Source organism: Streptomyces sp. HM190 (assembly GCF_009857135.1).
Classification (GTDB): Bacteria; Actinomycetota; Actinomycetes; order Streptomycetales; family Streptomycetaceae; genus Streptomyces; species Streptomyces heilongjiangensis.
In genome coordinates, this window is the sequence record NZ_CP047318.1 from 5,833,677 (window position 1) to 5,853,662 (window position 19,986).

Below are 19,986 nucleotides of genomic sequence, written 5' to 3' on the forward strand. Positions count from 1 at the left end.
TGCGGCTGGCGGCTGGCGGCTGGCGGCTGGCGGCTGGCGGCTGTGGGCGGGGCAGCGGCTGAGGCCGAGTCGGGTGGGCGCAGTGGCGGCAGCGGCGGCGGGTCGGTCAGGGCAGAGCCGGCCAGTGCGGCAGCGTCGTCACGAAGTGGTCGCTGAAGTCGCGGGGCCCCGGGCCGAGGGCGACGCGGCCGGTGACGCGGAGGCGAGCCGTCAAGGAGGGGGATTCGGAGTAGTGGACGCGCCGGGCGCCGACCGGTACGAACACGGTCTGGCCGCGCGTGAGTTCGCTCGCGCACTCCACGATCACGGCCCCCTCGGCGGTTGCCACGAACGCCTCGTCCCCGCACACTCCCACCGCCAGCGGATCGTGCAGTGGACACGTGCCGTCCCCGCCGTGGCGGGTGTAGGCCTTCGTGTACGTCCGCATCAGCCGGGCGGCGAGCGCCGTGCCCGGGCCCGCCGCCTCCAGCGCCGCGAGGTCCGCGGGGCGGAACAGCCAGCGGTGGGAGGCGTCCAGGTCGACCATCGTGAAGGGGATGCCGGAGGAGAGCACGATCTCGGCGGCGTCCGGGTCGGACCAGATGTTGAACTCGGCAACCGGGGTGACGTTCCCCGGTACCTGCGCGGCGCCGCCCATGAACACGAACTTCGCGACGCGACGGGCGAACCCGGGATCCTCCAGCAGGGCGATCGCGACGTTCGTGAGCGGGCCGGTGGCGCACACCGTCAATTCGCCCTCGTGCTCGCGGGACAGGCGCAGCAGGGCCTGCGCGGAGGACTCCGTGGGGTGCGGGGCGGTGGAGTCGGGCAGGGACTCCTCGCCGAGGCCCGCCCGGCCGTGGAAGGCGGTCGCCTCGCGGTAGGGAAGGCGGGAGAGGGCGCGGCCCGCGCCCCGGTGAACGGGGACGTCGGCGTCGATGCGGAGGGCTCGGGCCAGGGAGCGGGCGTTGCGGTAGGTGGCGTCGGCGGGGAGGTTGCCGCCGACCGAGGTGTAGGCCTTCAGGTCCCACAGGCCCGTCCCGAGGAGGTACTGCAGGGCTACGGCGTCGTCGATACCGGGGTCGCTGTCCAGGACGATCGGTGAGCGGACGGTCACGGGGCAAGGGTAGCCGGGGGCGCGCCTGCCGCCGCTGTCCTCGTCGTCGAGAGCTGTGCCCCTCGGGTCCCCTTCAGGTCCCACGGTCGCCTCCGCACACGGGAGTCCGGTTGCCCGGCGTGTGCGGGTTCGTCATGGTCGCTCGCGCAGTTCCCCGCGCCCCCTCCGGGCCTTCGGCCCGCGGGAAAGGACCAGGCCCTTGCCCGGGGGCGCGGGGTCTGCGCGTCAGAGCGTCAGTGACTCGAACCGGCCGTCGCCGGCGGCAGTTCCACCTGGACGCCCGCGTCGCCCGCGTCGGCCGTGTAGTCGCTCGGCTTGGTCTCGTCGATGCCGTCGGGGGCCTTGGCCGCCCGGAGGACGAAGGTGAGGACCACGGTGACGACGGCGTTGAGGACGAACGCCGTGAGGCCGATGTAGCCGATCTCGCCGATGCCGGGGATCTCCGCGGAGGAGCCGCCGAAGTGCTTCTGGGTCGGCGACGACACGTTCCACGCGGCGACCGTCCCGTAGATCATGCCGACCGCCCAGCCGGCGAGCAGGGCCCAGCGGTGGCACCAGCGGGTGAAGAGGCCACCGACCAGGGCCGGGAAGGTCTGGAGGATCCAGATGCCGCCGAGGAGCTGGAAGTTGATGGCGACCGTCTTGTCCATCGTCAGCACGAAGACCAGCGCGCCGACCTTCACCAGCAGCGACACCAGCTTGGAGACCTTCGTCTCCTGCGCGGGGGTGGCGTCCGGCTTGATGAAGTCCTTGTAGATGTTGCGCGTGAAGAGGTTCGCCGCGGCGATGGACATGATCGCCGCCGGTACCAGCGCGCCGATGCCGATCGCCGCGAAGGCCACACCCGCGAACCAGTCCGGGAACATGGTCTCGAACAACTGCGGGATCGCCAGCTGCCCGTTCTGCACCTTGATCCCGGCCGCGATCGCCATGAAGCCCAGCAGCGCCAGCAGGCCCAGCATCAGCGAGTACAGCGGCAGGATCGTGGTGTTGCGCCGGATGACCTCGCGGCTCTTCGAGGACAGCGTCGCGGTGATCGAGTGCGGGTACATGAAGAGCGCGAGCGCCGAGCCGAGCGCCAGGGTCGCGTACGTCCACTGATTGGCGTCGCCTGGGACCAGGGCCCCGCGCGGCGCGCCCGTCGCCGGGTTGGTCTGGCCGTACGCCTCGCTCGCCTTGGCGAAGATGTCGTCGAAGCCGCCCAGCTTGATCGGGATGTAGATGATCGCCACCGCGATGACGATGTAGATCAGCGTGTCCTTCACGAACGCGATCAGCGCGGGGGCGCGGAGGCCGGAGGAGTAGGTGTACGCGGCCAGGACGCCGAAGGCGATCAGCAGCGGCAGGTCCTTGATGAACCAGTTGGTGTTCTCACCGCCGCCGACACCCATCACGTCCAGCACGGCCTGGATGCCGACGAGCTGGAGCGCGATGTAGGGCATCGTCGCCAGAATGCCGGTCAGGGCCACCGCGAGCGACAGGCCCTTCGACCCGAAGCGGCCGCGGACGAAGTCCGACGTGGTCACGTACCCGTGCCGGTGCGACACCGACCACAGGCGCGGCAGGAACGTGAAGATGAGCGGGTACACGAGGATCGTGTAGGGCACCGCGAAGAAGCCGGCCGCGCCCGCCGCGTAGATCGCCGCCGGTACTGCGACGAAGGTGTACGCGGTGTAGAGGTCGCCGCCGAGCAGGAACCAGGTGATCCAGGTGCCGAACGACCTTCCGCCCAGCCCCCATTCGTCGAGGCTGTGCTCGTTCTCGGCCTTGCGCCACCGGGCGGCCATGAAACCCATGACCGTGACGGCCAGGAAGAAGAAGATGAAGACGGCGAGTGCCACGCCGTTCACGCCGTCCTTCACCGCGCGACACCCCCGTCCTCGGACCGCGCGGACCTGCGGGCGCGCTGGTCACGCTGCCACAGGGCGTAGGCGGCGGCCGTGAGCGCGGTGGAGATCAGCACCCAGGCCATCTGGTACCAGTAGAAGAACGGGATACCGATGAACGCGGGATCCGTCTTGGCGTACGAACCGACCCAGAGCATCGCCACGAACGGGGCGAACAGGAACAGGGCGATGACTACTCTGACAGGTGTCACCGCCGGTGTCTCCGGTGATTTCACGTCGGGCGCATTGGACATACCAGGGCTCCGTCCCCTCACTGATCACCTGAGCAATGCGCAGGAAATCTAAGGGACTGCTCCGCTGCGCGTAACCCCTGTTCGCATAACGGAGTTGCGGAGGTATTGCGTCCCGTGCGTCCATTCCGGCGCACGGGACGGCGGCTGGTGCGGGGGATCGGCTGCCGCCGCGGGGGGCCGGGCGCCGCGGACCGGTCAGTCCTGCGGGCGCTTGAGGCGCGCCACGAACTTGTAGCGGTCGCCCCGGTAGACGGACCGCACCCACTCCACCGGCTGGCCCTCCTTGTCCACGGAGTGGCGGGAGAGCATCAGCATCGGCAGGCCCACGTCCGTGCCGAGCAGTCCGGCCTCGCGCGGGGTGGCCAGCGAGGTCTCGATGGTCTCCTCGGCCTCGGCCAGATGGACGTCGTACACCTCGGCGAGCGCGGTGTACAGGGACGTGTACTTGACCAGTGACCTGCGCAGGGCCGGGAACCGCTTGGCGGACAGATGGGTTGTCTCGATGGCCATCGGCTCGCCGTTGGCCATGCGGAGCCGCTCGATCCGCAGGACCCGTCCGCCCGCCGTGATGTCGAGCAGCCCGGCGAGGGTGTCGTCGGCGGTGACGTAGCCGATGTCCAGCAGCTGGGACGTCGGTTCCAGGCCCTGGGCGCGCATGTCCTCCGTGTACGAGGTGAGTTGCAGGGCCTGGGAGACCTTCGGCTTGGCGACGAACGTGCCCTTGCCCTGGATGCGCTCCAGGCGACCCTCGACCACCAGTTCCTGCAGCGCCTGCCGCACGGTCGTGCGCGAGGTGTCGAACTCGGCGGCGAGTGTCCGCTCCGGGGGGACCGGCGTGCCGGGCGGCAGGGTTTCGGTCATGTCCAGCAGGTGCTTCTTCAGGCGGTAGTACTTGGGCACACGCGCGGTACGGACGTTCGCCCCGTTCTCGTTCTCCGCACTGCTGACGTCGGTGCTCATGCTCCGCCTTCCCGGCTCCTAGTGGCGTGATCCTTCTGTATACCCGCAGAGCCCTCGCTGGTCTAGTCCACGGAGAGGGCTCCGCGGATCTCTTCCGAGAAGGTGCAGTGGTCTACCCGAAGAGTGTGACTCAAGCGCTCGGTTTTCGCTGGCTTCTTACATAAAGGTTCTTGCATATGTAGGTCGCATAACGGCTGGTGGGGGCTGGTTCGCGCACCCTTGACACGTCGATTGGTCTGAGCCAAGCTCCGGCGTACTGGTCTACACCATTGGTCCAGGTCCCGGCCCCATGGGCGGTACGTCTGTCACCGCGGGGAGCAGGGGGGTTTGTGGCATCCCTGAGGAATGGCATCCCTGAGGAGGGTGGCGTGAAGCGCAAGCTGACAACCGCGATCTGTGTGGCGGGCCTGATGGTCTCCGTCGCGGCGTGCGGGGGCGAGAGCGGGGGCTCGGACAAGGCGGCCGACACCAAGGAACTGACCGTCTGGCTCACCGTCGACGCGCAGAACAACTGGCCGGATCTGGTCAAGGCCGCGGACGCGGCGGTCAAGAAGAAGCACCCCGGCATCAAGATCAGGCACGAGTACTACGGCTGGCCCGACAAGAACGCCAAGCTGGACGCCGTCCTCGCCACCGACAAGGCCCCCGATGTCGTCGAGATGGGCAACACCGAGATGCTCGCCTACATGGTCAAGGGTGCCTTCGCCCCCGTGGATCCGGCGAAGTTCGACAACTCCGGCGCCTGGCTCGACGGCCTCAAGGCCTCCGTGACCTACGAGGGCAAGACCTACGGTGTCCCGTACTACGCCGGCGGCCGCGTCGCCAACTGGCGCAAGGACGTCTTCGCCGCGGTCGGCGTCAAGTCCCCGCCGAAGACGTACGACGAGCTGACCGCCGCGCTCGACAAGCTCCAGAAGAAGCAGGGCGACAAGTTCAGTGCCTGGTACCAGCCCACCCGTGACTGGTACGCGGCCATGTCCTTCGTCTACGACGCCGGCGGCTCCATAGCCGTCGAGTCGGGCGGCCAGTGGAAGGCCAACCTCTCCTCCCCGGAGTCCGTCAAGGGCCTCAAGGAGTTCGAGAACGTCGTCGACAGCTACATGCACGGCGACAAGACCAAGGACGAGTCCGACCGGTACATCGTCTACGGCCAGGGCAAGTCCGGCATGATCTTCTCCCCCGCGTGGGAGGGCGCGACCGCCGCGGCCAAGGAGAACGACAAGACCGGCAAGCTCGCCGGCCATGTCGAGAACTTCGTGATGCCCGGCCCGTCCGGCAAGAACCTGCCCGTCTTCCTCGGCGGCTCCGACCTCGCCGTCCCCGTGAAGTCCGACGCACAGGACGTCGCCGCCGAGTGGATCAACGCCTTCACCGGCCCCGCCGGCCAGAAGGGGCTGATGGAGAAGGGCAACCTGCCCAACAACAAGACCGACCTCGCCACCCTCAAGGACGACCCCGCGACGGCGGTCCCCGCCACCGCGGCCGAGTCCAACTGGTTCGTCCCGATGGCGCCCGGCTGGGGCCAGGTCGAGAAGGCCCAGATCCTCCAGACCATGCTCCAGAACATCGGCACCGGCAAGAAGACGGTCGAGCAGGCCGCCAAGGAGGCGGACGCCGCGATCGACAAGGTCATCAACACCAAGTGATGGTCGACCCCCGCTCGGGCCGGGTCCACGGACGCCGGGCCCGACCGGGGGTGCCACGGATTCGGTCCGTGGGCGCCCTCAGCCGACCGGCGGATCCCACGCCGGTGCCGCGAAGGGCCGTGGGGGCGCCGCCCGTGCGTCGTGGCTCGTCGCGCGGCTCCCCGCACCCCTGCTCGGGTGCCTCACCGTCCGGCTCCGGACGGGGCGAGGCCGGCGGGGCGTTGATCGGCTCCCTCTTCATTTGCTTTAGGAGCGCGCGATGAGTGCCGCAGACACGACCACTCCGACCAAGGTGCCGCCACCGCGGCAGGCGCCGCCAGGACCACCCGCCGCGGCGAGCTCGGCCCCCGGCCCGAAGCGTTCCGGCGGAGCAGCGGTCCCTTGGGCGCTCCTCGCCCCCTGCCTGCTGGTCCTCGCCGTCGTCCTCGGCTACCCCCTGGTCCGTCTGGTCACGCTCTCCTTCCAGAAGTTCGGCCAGTCCCAGCTGTGGGGCTTCCAGCCGGCGGAGTCGGTCGGCTTCGACAACTTCGCCAAGGTGCTGGGGGACGGCGAGTTCTGGACGGTCGTCGTACGGACCGTCGTCTTCGCCGCCGCCTGCGTCGTGTTCACCATGGTCATCGGCATGCTGATCGCCCTCCTGCTCCAGCGGGTCTCGGGCTGGGTGAAGACCCTCATCAACATCGCGCTCGTGGCGAGCTGGGGCATGCCGATCATCGTGGCCACCACCGTCTTCAAGTGGCTGTTCGACTCCGACTACGGCATCTTCAACGCACTCCTCAGCAAGCTCCCCGGCGTCGACATGATCGGCCACAACTGGTTCGCGAGCGGCCCCGAGGGCCTCGCCGTCATCACCCTGCTCGTGGTGTGGGGCGCCGTGCCGTTCGTGGTCATCACCCTCAGCGCCGGACTCACCCAGGTGCCGAAGGAGTTGGAGGAGGCCGCCCGCCTGGACGGCGCCGGCGCGTGGGGCGTCTACCGCTATGTCACCCTCCCCATCCTGAAGCCGATCGTCGTGATGCTCACGACGCTCTCCGTCATCTGGGACATGGGGGTCTTCCCGCAGGTCTTCGTGATGCGCAACGGCCACCCGGAGGCCGAGTTCCAACTGCTCACCACCTACTCGTACGACAGGGCCTTCGTGGTCAACGACTACGCGCAGGGCTCCGCGATCGCGCTTCTCACCGTGCTGTTGCTGCTCGGCGTGATCGGCGTCTACATGCGCCAGATGCTGAAGATCGGAGAGGTCGAATGAGCACAGCCACCGCCCGCGGTCGCCGCGGGTCCAGGCTCGGCTGGAACCTCCTCGGCCTCCTCGTCTTCGTCACCGCAGGCTTCCCGGTCTACTGGATGCTGAACACCGCGTTCAAACCGGCCGAGGACGCCATCGACCCGGACCCCAGCCTCCTGCCGACGTCCGTCACCCTCTCCAACTTCAGCCGCGCGCTGGACATCGCCGACTTCTGGGGCCCCGTGGGCCGCAGCCTCGTGGTGTCCCTGACGGTCGTCGTGATCGGTATCGTCGTCGGCATGCTGGCGGCCCTCGCCATCTCCCGCTTCGCCTTCCGTGGCCGCAAGGTGGTGATCGTCGGCATCCTGGCCGTCCAGATGGTCCCGCTGGTCGCGATGATCATCCCGGTCTTCCTGCTCCTGAACGACCTGGGCCAGTACGACCGCCTCACCGGCCTCGTCATCACCTATCTGACGTTCATCCTCCCGTTCACGGTGTGGACCCTGCGCGGCTTCATCGTCAACATCCCGCGTGAGCTGGAGGAGGCCGCCATGGTCGACGGCTGCTCCCGCACCACCGCCTTCCTCCGCGTGGTCTTCCCCCTGCTCGCGCCCGGCATGGTGGCGACCTCGGTCTACGCCTTCATCCAGGCATGGAACGAGTACCTGTACGCCCTGATGCTGATGAGCCAGCAGAACCAGACCGCCACCGTCTGGCTCGGCAACTTCACCACCAAACACGGCACCGAATACGCCCCGATGATGGCCGGCTCCACGATGATGGCCGTGCCGATCGTCGTCCTCTTCCTCCTCGTCCAGCGCAAGATGGCCGCGGGCCTCACCGCGGGCGCCGTGAAGGGATAACCACCCGATGACGACATTCGCCACCGGCTCGACCGGCTCCCACTCGGGGCAGGACGGCCTCACCCGGGACGCGCTGACCGTCCTCCAGCCCGGCTTCACGGGCACCACCGCCCCCGACTGGCTGCTGCGCCGCCTCGGTGAGGGCCTCGCCTCCGTCGGCCTCTTCGGCCGCAACATCACCTCTCCCGAACAACTCTCCTCCCTCACTGCCCAGTTGCGCGCCGAGCACGAGGACGTCCTGGTCGCGATCGACGAGGAGGGCGGCGACGTCACCCGCCTGGAGGTCCGCACCGGTTCCTCCGTCCCCGGCAACCACGCCCTGGGCGCCGTCGACGACCCCGACCTCACCCGGGACGTCGCCTTCGCCCTCGGCCGCCGCCTCGCCGAATGCGGCGTCAACTTCAACTGGGCTCCCTCCGCCGACGTCAACTCCAACCCGGCGAACCCCGTCATCGGCGTCCGCTCCTTCGGCGCCGATCCCGATCTGGTCGCCCGTCACACGGCCGCCTATGTCACCGGTCTCCAGGCCGCCGGGGTCGCCGCATGCACCAAGCACTTCCCGGGACACGGTGACACCGCTGTCGACTCCCATCTGGCCCTGCCCCGCATCGACGCGGACCGCCCTCTGATCAAGTCCCGCGAACTGACGCCCTTCCACGCCGCCATCACCGCCGGCACCCGCGCCGTCATGAGCGCCCACATCCTCGTCCCGGCCCTCGACCCCGACCGCCCGGCGACCCTGTCCCACGGCATCCTCACCGACCTGCTCCGGGCCGAGCTGGGCCATGAGGGCCTCATCGTCACCGACGGCATGGAGATGCGGGCCATCGCCGGTACGTACGGCATCGAGCACGGCAGCGTCCTCGCCCTGGCCGCCGGTGCCGACGCCATCTGCGTGGGCGGCGGCCTCGCCGACGACGACACCGTGCGGCGCCTGGCCGACGCCCTGGTCGCCGCCGTGCGGTCGGGCACCCTTCCCGAGGAGCGTCTCGCGGACGCGGCGAGCCGCGTCCGGGCCCTGGCCGAGTGGACCCGGCGGGCGGCCGGGGAAGCGGAGGCGAGGGAAGCGGACGCGGGGCGCCCGGATCTGGGCGAGATCGGGCTCGTCGCCGCCCGGCGCGCACTGAGGGCGACCTTCGCCCGGCAGCCGTACGAGCCCCCCGCCCAGCCTTTGTACGTCGCGGCCTTCACCCCGGTGGCGAACATCGCCGTCGGCGACGAGACCCCCTGGGGTGTGGGCGCGGAACTCGCGCGTCTCCTCCCCGGCACCGAGACCGGCACCTTCGCGGGCGACAGCGCCGGCGCCTCCGCCCTCGCGGCGGCCGGCACCCGGCGTATCGTCGCCGTGGTCCGCGACGAGCACCGCCATCCCTGGATGGGCGATGCCCTCGACGTCCTCCTCGCCACCCGCACCGACACCATCGTCGTCGAGATGGGCGTCCCCCAGTCACCGCCCCGCGGCGCCCTCCACATCGCCACCCACGGAGCGGCGCGCGTCTGCGGACGGGCGGCGGCCGAGGTCATCATGAGCGCCCGGTAGCGCGCCCCGCCGTCCGACGTGCCCGGAGCGGCCGCCGGGGGAGAGGTCCCCCGCTGCCGGCGGTGAGGCGGGCGGGCCCCAGCCGCACAACACGAAGGCGCCACGGCCCCTCCTTCCCGGGCCATGGCGCCTTCGCGCGTACCGGCCGCGTCAGATGCCCTGCCAGTCGGGCTTGTTGTCGTAGGTGTGCCGGAAGTAGTCCGCGTGCTTGAGCTTCGACGCGGCTGACTCGTCCACCACCACCGTGGCGTGCGGGTGCAGATGCAGCGCCGAGGCCGGGCACACCGCCGCCACCGGTCCCTCCACGGTGGCCGCGACCGCGTCCGCCTTGCCCTCGCCGGTGGCGAGCAGCACCAGGTGGCGTGCTTCCAGGATCGTGCCTATGCCCTGGGTGATGACGTGGTGCGGCACCTGCTCGATCTCCCCGCCGAAGAACCGCGCGTTGTCGATGCGGGTCTGCTCCGTGAGCGTCTTGATGCGGGTCCGGGAGGCCAGGGACGAGCACGGCTCGTTGAACCCGATGTGGCCGTCGGTCCCGATCCCGAGCAGCTGCAGATCCACGCCGCCCGCCTCGGCCAGGGCCCTGTCGTACGCCGCGCAGGCCCCCGGTATGTCCACGGCGGTGCCGTCCGGCCCCATGAACGCCTCCATGCCGAGTCCCAGCGGCTCCAGCACCTCCCGGCTCAGCACCGAGCGGTACGACTCGGGGTGGTCGGCCGGCAGCCCCACGTACTCGTCGAGCTGGGCGATCCGAGCCCTGGAGACGTCCACGGCACCGGACCGTGCCTTCGCCGTGAGTGCCTGGTAGACGGGCAGCGGGGTCGACCCCGTGGCGACGCCGAGCAGCGCGTCGGGCTTCCGTCGGAGCAACTGCGCCATCGCCTCGGCTATGAGTTCGCCACCCGCCTTGGCATCCGGAACGATGACAACTTCCACGCTGGCCCTGCCGATCTTAAGAGGGGAACTCCACTGGGAGTGGGGAGATAGTGTGTGGTTTAGACCAATCTATCAGCAGAGCGGGCGATTGACGGATGTGTCCCGCGTCACGTGGGTGCGGCCGTCCTTCCAGGTCGCGACCCTGTCGTCCCTACCGGATCCGGCGAGGCGGTGGTGGTGTGGTCGCCGTCACCCCTGTCGCGGTGTGCCGCTGCTCGTGCGCCGCCACGTCCCGGTCGCGCGGCGACGCCTCGCCCGATACCCCTGTCGTCCCCGGTGGCGAGCAGTGTCCCGTCTGTGGGTGCACTCATGTCGGCCCCCTCCTCGTAATTCCTAGCGGTCGCTACAGAAATCACCGTAGGCCCGGCCGCTGACGTTTGTCTAGTGTCCGCTATAAAATCGGCCCCATGGTGACCAAGGAGAGCAAGCAGCGCGGCCGCCCTCGCTCCTTCGACCGTGCGACCGCCCTGGAGAAAGCGGTCCTGGCGTTCTGGGAGAACGGTTACGAGGCCACCTCGGTCGCCGACCTGACCCGTGTCATGGGCATCGGTGCCCCGAGCCTGTACTCGGCATTCGGCGACAAGCGGTCCCTCTTCGAAGAGGTGGTCCGCGAGTACGACAGCCGGTATGGCTCGTTCACCGACCGGGCCCTGGAGGAGGAGCCCACCGCGCGGGCCGCCGTGGAGCGGATACTGCGCGAGGCCGCCGTCGCGTACACGGACCCCGCCCATCCCCACGGCTGTCTGGTGGTCCACGCCGCCACCAACTGCACCAGCCGTGAGGTGGAGGACTCCCTCCGCGCCAAGCGCAACGCGTGGATCACCGTCTTCGAGAGCCGCATAAGAGCGGACATCGCGACAGGTGAACTGCCCGCCGACACGGATGTCTCCGCGCTCGCCCGCCATACCGGCGTGATCATCCAGGGCATGTCGCAGCAGGCGCGGGACGGCGCGACCAGGCAGGAACTGGAGGCGGTCGCCGAACTGGCGATGGCGGTCTGGCCCCGCCCCGCACGCTCCACCCGCGCCGCCACATCGACGCCCCGGCCCATGTCCGACGCGTGAGGCGTGACGCACCTCGGCCCCCTCGCGACGTCGCCTCCGTGACACCGCCCCGTCGTGAGGCCCGGCCGCCCGGCCGGAGGCGCCCGCCCCCTGCCTGCCAGCCGCAAAGCCACTCGCCCAGACCCGTGCTCACCCCGCCCCGAGGCCCGCTCGCCCAGGAGAAGCGGTGCGCGAACTTCGCCTGACCATGGAATTCCGCTCGGCGGCCAACGGCATTCCGGTCCGGCACCCCCTGGAACCGGGCTACGCTACCTGTGGAACCTTGCCCCGCCCTCGACATACGGCCGGCCAGGGAACACCAACAAACATCCGCCAACGCATGGACACACGCAGTGGTCTAGTCAAGAATGGCGTGATAGGCATCTGATCGATCAGCGCTCCCGCGTAGACGATCAGTTGTGAGCACCACCGTCACAGACCTCCGTCTTCCCCGCACAGGAAGACGGACCGAGGAACCGGCGCTCTCTGCCCTGACTGCTCCGGCTCCTCATCCTTCGGTCGCGGGACCGCACACCCCACGGCCGATGTTGCTCCGGGCTGCGGTGCCGGGAGGGTTGAGGGTCCCTCTCAGGCGCCGCGGCCCGCGGGTGCTTCCGGGGCCCGGGCGGTAGTCGTCGGGCCGGCGTCCAGCGGGGCGCAGCCCGCCGTTTCCAGGCATGTCCGTACCGCCAGGTACGCTCGCACACGTGCCCTCCATGAACGAACTCGTCCGCCAGCACACCGCCCTCAGCGACTCCGACCTGGAGTGGCTGCATCTGCTGGTGTCGGAGTGGCAGCTCCTCTCCGACCTCTCCTTCGCCGACCTCGTCCTCTGGGTCCCCACCCGCGACGGCACGCGCTATGTCTCCGTCGCCCAGATGCGCCCCAACACCGGGCCCACCTCGTACCAGGACGACATGGTCGGCCACCTGGTCCCACGTGGCCGCCGCCCTCTCCTGGACGTCGCGCTCGACGAGGGCCGGATCGTGCGGGAGGGCGACCCGGAGTGGCGTGAGGAGGTGCCCGTACGGGTCGAGTCCATCCCCGTCCGCCGGGAGGGCCGGGTCCTCGGCGTCATCGCGCGCAACACCAACCTGCTGACCGTGCGGACCCCCAGCCGGTTGGAGCTCACCTACCTCCAGAGCGCGTCCGACCTGGCCCAGATGATCGCCGTCGGCGCGTTCCCGTTCCCCGACCAGCAGGTCGACATGGACGCCTCACCGCGGGTCGGTGACGGTCTGATCAGGCTCGACGCGGACGGCATCGTCCAGTACGCCTCCCCGAACGCCCTGTCCGCTTACCACCGACTGGGTCTCGCCGCCGACCTCGTGGGCTGCCACCTCGGGCGTACTACCGCCGAACTCGCCCCGTCCCGCGGGCCGGTGGACGAGGCGCTGGCGAAGGTGGCGAGCGGCTGGGCGCCGCGCGAGTTCGAGATCGAGTCGAACGAAGGCGTGATCCAGTTCCGGGCGATCCCCCTCAAGCCCAAGGGGCCGCGCATCGGTTCGCTCGTGCTCTTGCGGGACGTCACCGAACTGCGCCGTCGCGAACGCGAGTTGATCACCAAGGACGCGACCATCCGGGAGATCCACCACCGGGTGAAGAACAACCTCCAGACGGTCGCCGCGCTGCTGCGGCTCCAGGCCCGGCGCATCGAGTCGGAGCGTGGCCGCGAAGCCCTGGAGGAGGCCGTGCGGCGGGTCGGGTCGATCGCGATCGTGCATGAGACGCTGTCCCAGAATCTGGACGAGCGGGTGGAGTTCGACGAGATCGCCGACCGGGTGCTGGCCATGGTCGCCGAGATCTCACCGGGCAAGGTCACCGGCCGGCGCACCGGACGTTTCGGCATCCTCGACGCGGAGGTGGCCACCCCGCTGTCCATGGTCCTCACCGAGATCCTGCAGAACGCCCTCGAACACGGCTTTCGCGAGGGCGAGACCGGCACCGTGGAGGTGTCGGCCGTGCGCGGCGGAACCACCAAGGAGAGCCGCCTCCTCGTCACCGTCCAGGACGACGGCGTGGGCCTGCCCGAGGGCTTCGACCCGCACCGTTCCGGCAACCTCGGCCTGCAGATCGTCCGGACGTTGGTGGAGGGCGAGTTGGGCGGCACCTTCGACATGGTCCCGGCACCCGAGCAGGGGACGCAGGTCATCCTCGACATCCCGGTCCGCGCCCAGAAGTAGGGGCGCGCCGGGGGCGGTGCCGTACGAGCGCCACCTGAGTAGCCCGCCCCGGCTGCTGGTCCGCGGCGGACAGCACTGAGCCCCGGACCATCCTGTGGTCCGGGGCTCGGGCTCGTCGCTGATTAGGCGCACCGGGGGCACTGCGCGCTGCGGCTCGGGAGCGGGAGATGCGTACTCGCTGTACGCGCCGCCAAGCTCAGGCTATTGCTGGGTGGGATTGTCAGGCGGAGGCCTGACGGGCCCGGTTGCGGGCGGCGCGGCGCTTCATGGCGCGGCGCTCGTCCTCGCTGAGACCACCCCAGACGCCGGAGTCCTGGCCGGACTCAAGCGCCCACTGCAGACACTGCTCGATCACCGGGCAGCGACGGCAGACAGCCTTGGCTTCCTCGATCTGCAGCAGCGCAGGACCGGTGTTGCCGATGGGGAAGAAGAGCTCGGGGTCTTCCTCGCGGCAAACGGCGTTGTGACGCCAGTCCATGGCTGCTACCTCTCCTTGGTCTTACATGCACGTTGCTTGTGAATGTGAACGCTTTCACGAATCCCTCAACAAGTGAAGGGCCGATCACCAGACGGACTGGTGTGGTCCTGTGATGTGAGGAGGGGTTCTGGCGCTTGCTTGAGCCGGTGTTGCGGGCTGTCCCGAGCGCCACGTAGAGACTCGCAAACCTCAGCGGCGGATACAACCCCTTCCGGAAAGTTTTTTTTGATTCCTCGGTGTCGACTGTGTCACAGCCGTACTTCCATGGGGTGGATCCTGGCCTAAACGTTCGAGTGGAAGGACTTTTGCCCGTTCCGCTCACACAATCACACGCAGTGCACGGCGTACGCCTGTGAACGTCACGCTCGTACGCAGTCCGAGGTGGTCGCCGTCCATCTGGAGGGGGAGGGGCGCCTTCGAATGCAAGGTGAAGTCGGTCAGGTCGTGCACAGTGGTGGCGTGCTTGCCATGGGGTCCACGCTCGGGGGACGAAGTGAGCAACTGCGTGGCATATCGGGCAAGTGCGGCCGTCGACATGCGGCTGAGACCGAGCACGTCGAGGCCTTTATCGAACGAAGCCTTAGGTGACGCGTACACCGGGCGATTGCCGAGAAACGTCCACGGGGACGTGTTGCAGACTATGGACAGCACAAGATCGGAAATCGGCTCCTCGCCGGCCCGCTCCAGGGTGATCGTGCCGTTCCTGCGGTGAGGCTCCTCCAGGAACTGCCGGAATGCCTGACGAAGGTAAAGAGCGTGTGTGGATTTCCTTCCACGCTCGCGCTGTTGCTCGACCCGGCCGATCACACCGGCGTCGAAACCGAGGCCGGCGCAGAACGTGAACCAGCGTGACGGGACCGCCTCGTCCTCCGTGCCCGGGGTGCCCGAGGCCATGCCCAGCCCGACCGTGCGCTCGCGGTTCTCCCGGAGGGCGTCCAGCAGGGCGCCGGTGGCCTCCACGGCATCGTTGGGCAGGCCCAGAGCGCGGGCGAAGACGTTGGTGGAGCCGCCGGGGACCACGGCGAGGCGGGGGAGACGGTCCGGGTCGGGGCCCTGGTGCAGCAGGCCGTTGACGACCTCGTTGACCGTGCCGTCACCGCCGAGCGCGACGACCAGTTCGATGTCGTCCTTGCCCTCGGCCGCCTGGCGGGCGAGGTCCCTGGCGTGGCCGCGGTACTCGGTGGTGACCGCCTCGAGCTTCATCTCGCTCGCCAGCGCGTGGATCAGGACATCGCGCGTACGTGCGCTTGTGGTGGTTGCCGCCGGGTTGACCACGAGAAGTGCACGCATGCGTTGCAGCGTACCTACTGAGCGGTACTCGTCCCATACCGAGGTGCGGATCAAGGGGGAGATCGTGTAGTGACGATGAGCACGTGGGGGCGTGCGGGGCGCCGGTGTGCGTCCGGGCGCCGGGGCTACCCTTCAGGGGTGAGCCCTCAGCAGAACCCCACGCCGGACACCTCCGACGCCGCGCCCCGCCCCGGGCGGCTGACCGCCGCGGCGGCACTGGCCGGGCTGGAGGGGATCGCCCTGCTGGTCGGCGGCGGTGCCATGCTCGTCGTGGGCTTCACCGGTGACTCCGGTGACCTCAGCACCGGCGTCACCGGGGGCCTCACCCTGATCGCGCTGGCCCTGCTGCCGCTGATCGCCGCGCGCGGACTGCTGCTGCGGCGCAGCTGGAGCCGGGGGCCCGCCGTCATCACGCAGATCATGGCGCTGCCGGTGGCGTACAACCTGCTCCGGGCGGACAGTGTCGCGATCCCCGCGGGAATCGTCCTGGCCGTCGTCGCGATCACGGCGCTGGTGCTGCTGATCAACCCGGCGACGACCCAGGCCCTCGGCATCCAAGGGCCCGGCCGGGCGGAGGAGAACAAGCACTAGGGGGACGTCCACCGCGTCCCACCGCCCCGCGGTGCCGGACCGAGGGCGGGATCGCGGTGCCGCCCGTGGCTCCGCGGGAGAGGGCTGTCACTCCTCCACGAGCAGCTTCTCCCGCAGCTGGGCCAGCGTCCGGGCCAGCAGACGCGAGACGTGCATCTGGGAGATGCCGACCTCCTGGGCGATCTGCGACTGGGTCATGTTGCCGAAGAACCGCAGCAGCAGGATCCGCTTCTCGCGCGGCGGGAGGTCCTCCAGGAGAGGCTTCAGGGACTCCCGGTACTCGACCCCCTCCAGCGCCTCGTCCTCGGCGCCCAGGGTGTCGGCGACGGCCGGCGACTCGTCGTCGGTGTCGGGCACGTCCAGTGACAGCGTGGAGTACGCGTTGGCGGACTCCAGGCCCTCCAGGACCTCCTCCTCCGAGATGGCCAGCTTCTGGGCCAGCTCGTGCACCGTCGGGGAACGGCCGTGCTGCTGGGACAGCTCGGCCGTGGCCGTGGTCAGCGCCAGGCGCAGCTCCTGCAGCCGACGTGGCACCCGCACTGCCCAGCCCTTGTCGCGGAAGTGGCGCTTGATCTCGCCGACGACCGTCGGAGTCGCGTACGTGGAGAACTCCACCCCGCGGTCCGGGTCGAAACGGTCGACCGACTTGATCAGACCGATGGTCGCGACCTGCGTCAGGTCGTCCAGCGGCTCACCGCGGTTGCGGAACCGGCGCGCGAGGTGCTCCACGAGCGGCAGATGCATCCGGACCAGCTGATTGCGCAGCTCCGCGTACTCCGCACTGCCCTCCCGCAGGGAGCGCAGCTGGACGAACAGGGCGCGCGCCCCGCTGCGGTCCTGAGGATCGTGCTGCGCGCTGCGCGCGATCCGCGCGTCCAGCTCGTCGTGTCGCTCGTGCTCGCTCATAGTCCCGCCCGCCGTCACCGTTCCCCCAGCGCTCGACTGTGCTCGAGCGGGGGAGGCCCCAGTCCGCCCTCGTGAGGACGTGGTGCTCCGTGCGACGTCCTCCGGCTCCCGTCGCACGTCGGAGGGCGCCTCGTCCTCTTCCTCGGCCGGCTCCGTCCACCGCGAGGGTCCGGCCGCCGTCGAGGAGTCGTCCTCCGGGTGCGGCCGGGCCTGCTCGGGAATGCCGTCGACGCCGTCCGTCAGGTGTGCCGGCCCGACGGGGCCGACCTCCTTCGCGGGAAGTCCCCGTGTGCCGCGTTCTTCGTCCCGCACCGGCCCGTCCCCGTTCCTCACGCCGGCCCGGGTCCGGCGCCGCGCTGTTTGTAGAGGCTGATCGAAACGGTTTTGTCGTCGGCGACCGCGGAGGAGACCTTGCCCGCGAGGGCCGACAGCACGGTCCAGGCGAAGGTGTCGCGCGAGGGCGCGTGACCGTCCGTGGTCGGGGCCGAGACCGTGACCTCCAGTGAATCGTCGACGAGGCGGAAGACACAGCTGAGAACCGAGCCGGGCACGGCCTGCTGGAGCAGGATCGCGCAGGCCTCGTCGACCGCGATGCGCAAATCCTCGATCTCGTCGAGGGTGAAGTCCAAACGGGCCGCGAGGCCGGCCGTCGCCGTACGCAGCACCGACAGGTAGGCACCCGCGGCCGGCAGCCGGACTTCCACGAAGTCCTGGGTCCCGGGCTCGCCTGCGATCTGGGACACCCTCACCTCCAAGGTGGTACAAGCTCTTTCAGGGGCCGAGGGTCGCCCCCCGGGGTAACGCGCTATGTGGTTCAGCGGTGACGCTATCGCGCTCCCGAGCGCCGTGTCCTTGGGGTCCCGGCGACCCAGCCCCACGCCGTCACTCATAGTAAGCACATGAACACGCTCGGTGGCTAGGGGTCTGTGGACCTCAAATAGGAAGAGCGCGCGCCGCTTTGACGTACCCAGGCGTCCGACCGCCGAACCGTGTCACACGAGTACGTCGACGTGTCACGGCGTGACATGGTTCCGTCGTGCGACGTCGTCGGCGTGTTCACCGGGGCCCTGTTCGTTTTCCCGCCCTCATACGAGCACGTGGTCGACGAAGCACCAGCGCCAGGTCTCCCCCGGCTCGAAGGTGCGCATCACGGGATGGCCGGTCTCCTTGTGGTGCGCGGTCGCGTGTCGCATCGGCGAGGAGTCGCAGCACCCCACGTGCCCGCACTCCAGGCACTTCCGCAACTGCACCGGGTGTGTCCCGGCGGCCTCGCACTCGGGACAGGTCTCGGTCAGCGGGGCCGGCTCGGGCTGCGGCAGTGCGTCCGCGTGCGTGCACTGTTTCATGATGGCCAGGTTACGACGGGTGCGCGGAAGCTCGCGCGGAAAACGAAGGCGGCGCAAAGCGATGCATTTCCTGCCCTTGCTGTTGCTGATCGCCGGTAGTGCGACGGTCGCCGGCGCCGCCCGGCGCACGCCGGTGCCGGCCCCGTTGCTGCTGGTCGCCGCCGGGCTCGCCGTGTCGTACGTGCCCGGCGTGCCGAACTACGAACTCGACCCCGAGATCGTCCTGCCTCTGGTCCTGCCCCCGCTGCTGTACACGGCCGCCACCGAGAGCTCGTATCTCGACCTGCGGGCCCAACTGCGTCCGGTAGCGCTGTTGTCGGTCGGTTATGTCCTGTTCGCGACCCTCGCGGTCGGATGGGCTGCCTATCTGATCGTGCCCGGGCTGCCACTGACGGCCGCCCTGGTGCTCGGCGCGGTGGTGGCGCCCCCGGACGCGGTCGCGGCGACGGCGGTCGCCCGGCGGGTCGGGCTGCCGTCGCGGATCACCACCATCCTCCAGGGCGAGTCCCTGGTGAACGACGCCACCGCGATCACCGCGTACCGGGTCGCCCTCGCCGCAACGATCGGGGAGGGCGCGAGCTGGGCCGGCGGGATCGTCGAGTTCCTGGTGGCGGCGGTCGGCGGCGTCGCGGTGGGCCTGTTGCTGATGATGCCGATCCACTGGCTGCGCACCCACCTGAAGGAGGCGCTGCTCCAGAACACGCTCTCCCTGCTGATCCCCTTCGTCGCGTACGGGCTGGCCGAGTGGGTGCACGCCTCCGGAGTGCTCGCCGTGGTCGTGGTCGGCCTCTACCTCGGCTATCGCAACTGGCAGGTCGACTTCGCGACCCGCCTCCAGGAGGAGGCCGTGTGGAAGATGGTCGCCTTCCTGCTCGAATCGGCGGTCTTCGCGCTCATCGGGCTCCAGTTGCCGGTCGTGCTGGAAGGGCTCGGCGAGAACGAAGGGCTGCGCGCGACCTGGTACGCCGTGGCCGTCTTCCTGATCGTGGTCGTGACCCGGTTCGTCTGGGTCTACCCGGCGACCTTCCTGCCCCGGATGCTGTCCGCGCGGATCCGTGCCCGCGAGGAGAACCCGACCTGGAAGGGGCCCTTCATCATCGCGTGGGCCGGTATGCGCGGCGTCGTCTCGCTGGCCATCGCGTTCTCCATCCCGCTCACCGTGCACGGCGGGGAGGACTTCCCCGAGCGGAACCTGATCCTGTTCCTGACCTTCACGACGGTGATCGGGACGCTCGTCATCCAGGGGCTGACACTGCCGCCGCTCATCCGGATCCTGCGGCTGCCGGGGCGTGACGTGCAGGCCGAGACCCTCGCCGAGGCCAACGCCCAGGCCCAGGCCTCCCGGATCGCCGAGGCGCGGCTCGACGAACTCCTGGCGGACGAGCACAACGCCCTGCCGCCGCCGCTGGTCGACCGGCTGCGCACCGTCCTGGAGCGGCGCCGCAACGCCGTGTGGGAACGTCTCGGCGCCGTCAACCCGGTGACCGGGGAGACCAGCGACGACACCTACAGCCGGCTCTCCCGCGAGATGATCGGCGCCGAACGTGAGGTGTTCGTCACGCTGCGGGACGGCCGCTACATCGACGACGAGATGCTGCGGACACTGCTGCGCAGACTGGACCTGGAGGAGGCCGCGGCCTACCGCGAAGTCTCCTAGTGCCGCGACGGGCAACGTTAGCCCCGTCGCGACGCCCGGCCCGCACTCTCGCCGCACCGGGCACAGGCCCGAGTACATCCCGT

General features: G+C 69.7%; 18 protein-coding genes. 8 read left to right on the forward strand and 10 right to left on the reverse strand.

Translation table 11 applies throughout. The annotated features are described in order from the left end of the window. Window positions 1–106: 106 nt before the first annotated feature. The 4 genes from GSY65_RS25020 to GSY65_RS25035 form a co-directional block, all read right to left on the reverse strand. Window positions 107–1,096, reverse strand: a complete 990-nt coding sequence (locus tag GSY65_RS25020) for a nucleoside hydrolase (RefSeq protein WP_159772809.1) — start codon at window positions 1,094–1,096, stop codon at window positions 107–109. A 233-nt stretch (window positions 1,097–1,329) separates the two neighbouring features. Continuing rightward, window positions 1,330–2,958: a monocarboxylate uptake permease MctP gene (gene mctP, locus GSY65_RS25025; protein WP_159772812.1), complete on the reverse strand. Its 1,629-nt coding sequence runs from the start codon at window positions 2,956–2,958 to the stop codon at window positions 1,330–1,332. Beyond that, window positions 2,955–3,236 carry a DUF3311 domain-containing protein gene (locus GSY65_RS25030; protein ID WP_159772815.1) on the reverse strand — a complete coding sequence of 94 codons (282 nt, stop codon included), beginning with the start codon at window positions 3,234–3,236 and terminating at the stop codon, window positions 2,955–2,957. Before GSY65_RS25030 ends, mctP begins: the two co-directional genes overlap by 4 nt. Window positions 3,237–3,431: 195 nt before the next feature. After that, window positions 3,432–4,196, reverse strand: coding sequence for a GntR family transcriptional regulator (locus tag GSY65_RS25035; RefSeq protein ID WP_055518975.1), 765 nt, complete (start codon window positions 4,194–4,196; stop codon window positions 3,432–3,434). Window positions 4,197–4,564: 368 nt separating this feature from the next. On the opposite strand from GSY65_RS25035, the gene GSY65_RS25040 reads away from it, so the two are divergent. The 4 genes from GSY65_RS25040 to GSY65_RS25055 all read left to right on the forward strand — a co-directional run bounded on the left by GSY65_RS25040 (window position 4,565) and on the right by GSY65_RS25055 (window position 9,473). After that, entirely contained in the window at window positions 4,565–5,842 is a 1,278-nt protein-coding gene (locus tag GSY65_RS25040; RefSeq protein ID WP_159772818.1) for an extracellular solute-binding protein, read from the forward strand. A gap of 259 nt (window positions 5,843–6,101) precedes the next feature. Then, window positions 6,102–7,094, forward strand: coding sequence for a carbohydrate ABC transporter permease (locus GSY65_RS25045; protein WP_159772821.1), 993 nt, complete (start codon window positions 6,102–6,104; stop codon window positions 7,092–7,094). Then, on the forward strand, window positions 7,091–7,933 hold the full coding sequence (locus tag GSY65_RS25050; RefSeq protein WP_159772824.1) for a carbohydrate ABC transporter permease: 843 nt from the start codon (window positions 7,091–7,093) through the stop codon (window positions 7,931–7,933). The genes GSY65_RS25045 and GSY65_RS25050 overlap by 4 nt, the downstream gene beginning before the upstream one ends. A gap of 7 nt (window positions 7,934–7,940) precedes the next feature. Next, window positions 7,941–9,473 (forward strand): glycoside hydrolase family 3 protein, encoded by a 1,533-nt coding sequence (locus GSY65_RS25055; RefSeq protein ID WP_159772827.1) that lies wholly within the window; start codon window positions 7,941–7,943, stop codon window positions 9,471–9,473. Window positions 9,474–9,623: 150 nt separating this feature from the next. On the opposite strand, the gene nagB is transcribed toward GSY65_RS25055, so the two are convergent. Beyond that, on the reverse strand, window positions 9,624–10,409 hold the full coding sequence (gene nagB, locus GSY65_RS25060; protein WP_159772830.1) for a glucosamine-6-phosphate deaminase: 786 nt from the start codon (window positions 10,407–10,409) through the stop codon (window positions 9,624–9,626). Window positions 10,410–10,816: 407 nt separating this feature from the next. Here nagB and GSY65_RS25065 point away from each other — a divergent pair, with 407 nt between their 5' ends. Next, window positions 10,817–11,473 (forward strand): TetR/AcrR family transcriptional regulator, encoded by a 657-nt coding sequence (locus tag GSY65_RS25065; RefSeq protein ID WP_159772832.1) that lies wholly within the window; start codon window positions 10,817–10,819, stop codon window positions 11,471–11,473. Window positions 11,474–12,159: 686 nt separating this feature from the next. Further along, a complete protein-coding gene (locus tag GSY65_RS25070; RefSeq protein ID WP_201452667.1) occupies window positions 12,160–13,635 on the forward strand; it encodes a sensor histidine kinase in 1,476 nt (491 codons plus the stop codon). A gap of 220 nt (window positions 13,636–13,855) precedes the next feature. Here the strand turns inward: GSY65_RS25070 and GSY65_RS25075 are convergent, their stop codons facing one another. Both GSY65_RS25075 and GSY65_RS25080 read right to left on the reverse strand, forming a co-directional pair. Further along, complete coding sequence (locus GSY65_RS25075) at window positions 13,856–14,113, reverse strand: WhiB family transcriptional regulator (protein WP_003992873.1); 258 nt, start codon at window positions 14,111–14,113, stop codon at window positions 13,856–13,858. Window positions 14,114–14,431: 318 nt separating this feature from the next. Beyond that, entirely contained in the window at window positions 14,432–15,403 is a 972-nt protein-coding gene (locus GSY65_RS25080; protein ID WP_159776379.1) for a diacylglycerol/lipid kinase family protein, read from the reverse strand. Between the two features lie 138 nt (window positions 15,404–15,541). Here GSY65_RS25080 and GSY65_RS25085 point away from each other — a divergent pair, with 138 nt between their 5' ends. After that, entirely contained in the window at window positions 15,542–15,994 is a 453-nt protein-coding gene (locus GSY65_RS25085; protein WP_159772834.1) for a hypothetical protein, read from the forward strand. Window positions 15,995–16,081: 87 nt separating this feature from the next. On the opposite strand, the gene GSY65_RS25090 is transcribed toward GSY65_RS25085, so the two are convergent. The 3 genes from GSY65_RS25090 to GSY65_RS25100 all read right to left on the reverse strand — a co-directional run bounded on the left by GSY65_RS25090 (window position 16,082) and on the right by GSY65_RS25100 (window position 18,246). Then, on the reverse strand, window positions 16,082–17,212 hold the full coding sequence (locus GSY65_RS25090) for an RNA polymerase sigma factor SigF (RefSeq protein WP_380965520.1): 1,131 nt from the start codon (window positions 17,210–17,212) through the stop codon (window positions 16,082–16,084). 17 nt (window positions 17,213–17,229) lie between these two features. Further along, entirely contained in the window at window positions 17,230–17,643 is a 414-nt protein-coding gene (locus GSY65_RS25095) for an anti-sigma regulatory factor (protein WP_033525425.1), read from the reverse strand. 342 nt (window positions 17,644–17,985) lie between these two features. Beyond that, the gene (locus GSY65_RS25100; protein ID WP_159772838.1) at window positions 17,986–18,246 is read right to left on the reverse strand and encodes a UBP-type zinc finger domain-containing protein; all 261 of its coding nucleotides are present in this window, start codon (window positions 18,244–18,246) and stop codon (window positions 17,986–17,988) included. 61 nt (window positions 18,247–18,307) lie between these two features. On the opposite strand from GSY65_RS25100, the gene GSY65_RS25105 reads away from it, so the two are divergent. Next, window positions 18,308–19,903 (forward strand): Na+/H+ antiporter, encoded by a 1,596-nt coding sequence (locus GSY65_RS25105; protein WP_159772840.1) that lies wholly within the window; start codon window positions 18,308–18,310, stop codon window positions 19,901–19,903. The last annotated feature ends 83 nt before the right edge of the window (window positions 19,904–19,986 follow it).

Coding starts and splice junctions, on each gene's coding strand:
- GSY65_RS25030 (WP_159772815.1), bottom strand. CDS start 3,236: ATGTCCAATGCGCCCGACGTGAAATCACCGGAGACACCGGCGGTGACA.
- GSY65_RS25050 (WP_159772824.1), top strand. CDS start 7,091: ATGAGCACAGCCACCGCCCGCGGTCGCCGCGGGTCCAGGCTCGGCTGG.
- GSY65_RS25065 (WP_159772832.1), top strand. CDS start 10,817: ATGGTGACCAAGGAGAGCAAGCAGCGCGGCCGCCCTCGCTCCTTCGAC.
- GSY65_RS25045 (WP_159772821.1), top strand. CDS start 6,102: ATGAGTGCCGCAGACACGACCACTCCGACCAAGGTGCCGCCACCGCGG.
- GSY65_RS25080 (WP_159776379.1), bottom strand. CDS start 15,403: ATGCGTGCACTTCTCGTGGTCAACCCGGCGGCAACCACCACAAGCGCA.
- GSY65_RS25055 (WP_159772827.1), top strand. CDS start 7,941: ATGACGACATTCGCCACCGGCTCGACCGGCTCCCACTCGGGGCAGGAC.
- GSY65_RS25100 (WP_159772838.1), bottom strand. CDS start 18,246: ATGAAACAGTGCACGCACGCGGACGCACTGCCGCAGCCCGAGCCGGCC.
- GSY65_RS25105 (WP_159772840.1), top strand. CDS start 18,308: ATGCATTTCCTGCCCTTGCTGTTGCTGATCGCCGGTAGTGCGACGGTC.
- GSY65_RS25075 (WP_003992873.1), bottom strand. CDS start 14,113: ATGGACTGGCGTCACAACGCCGTTTGCCGCGAGGAAGACCCCGAGCTC.
- GSY65_RS25035 (WP_055518975.1), bottom strand. CDS start 4,196: ATGAGCACCGACGTCAGCAGTGCGGAGAACGAGAACGGGGCGAACGTC.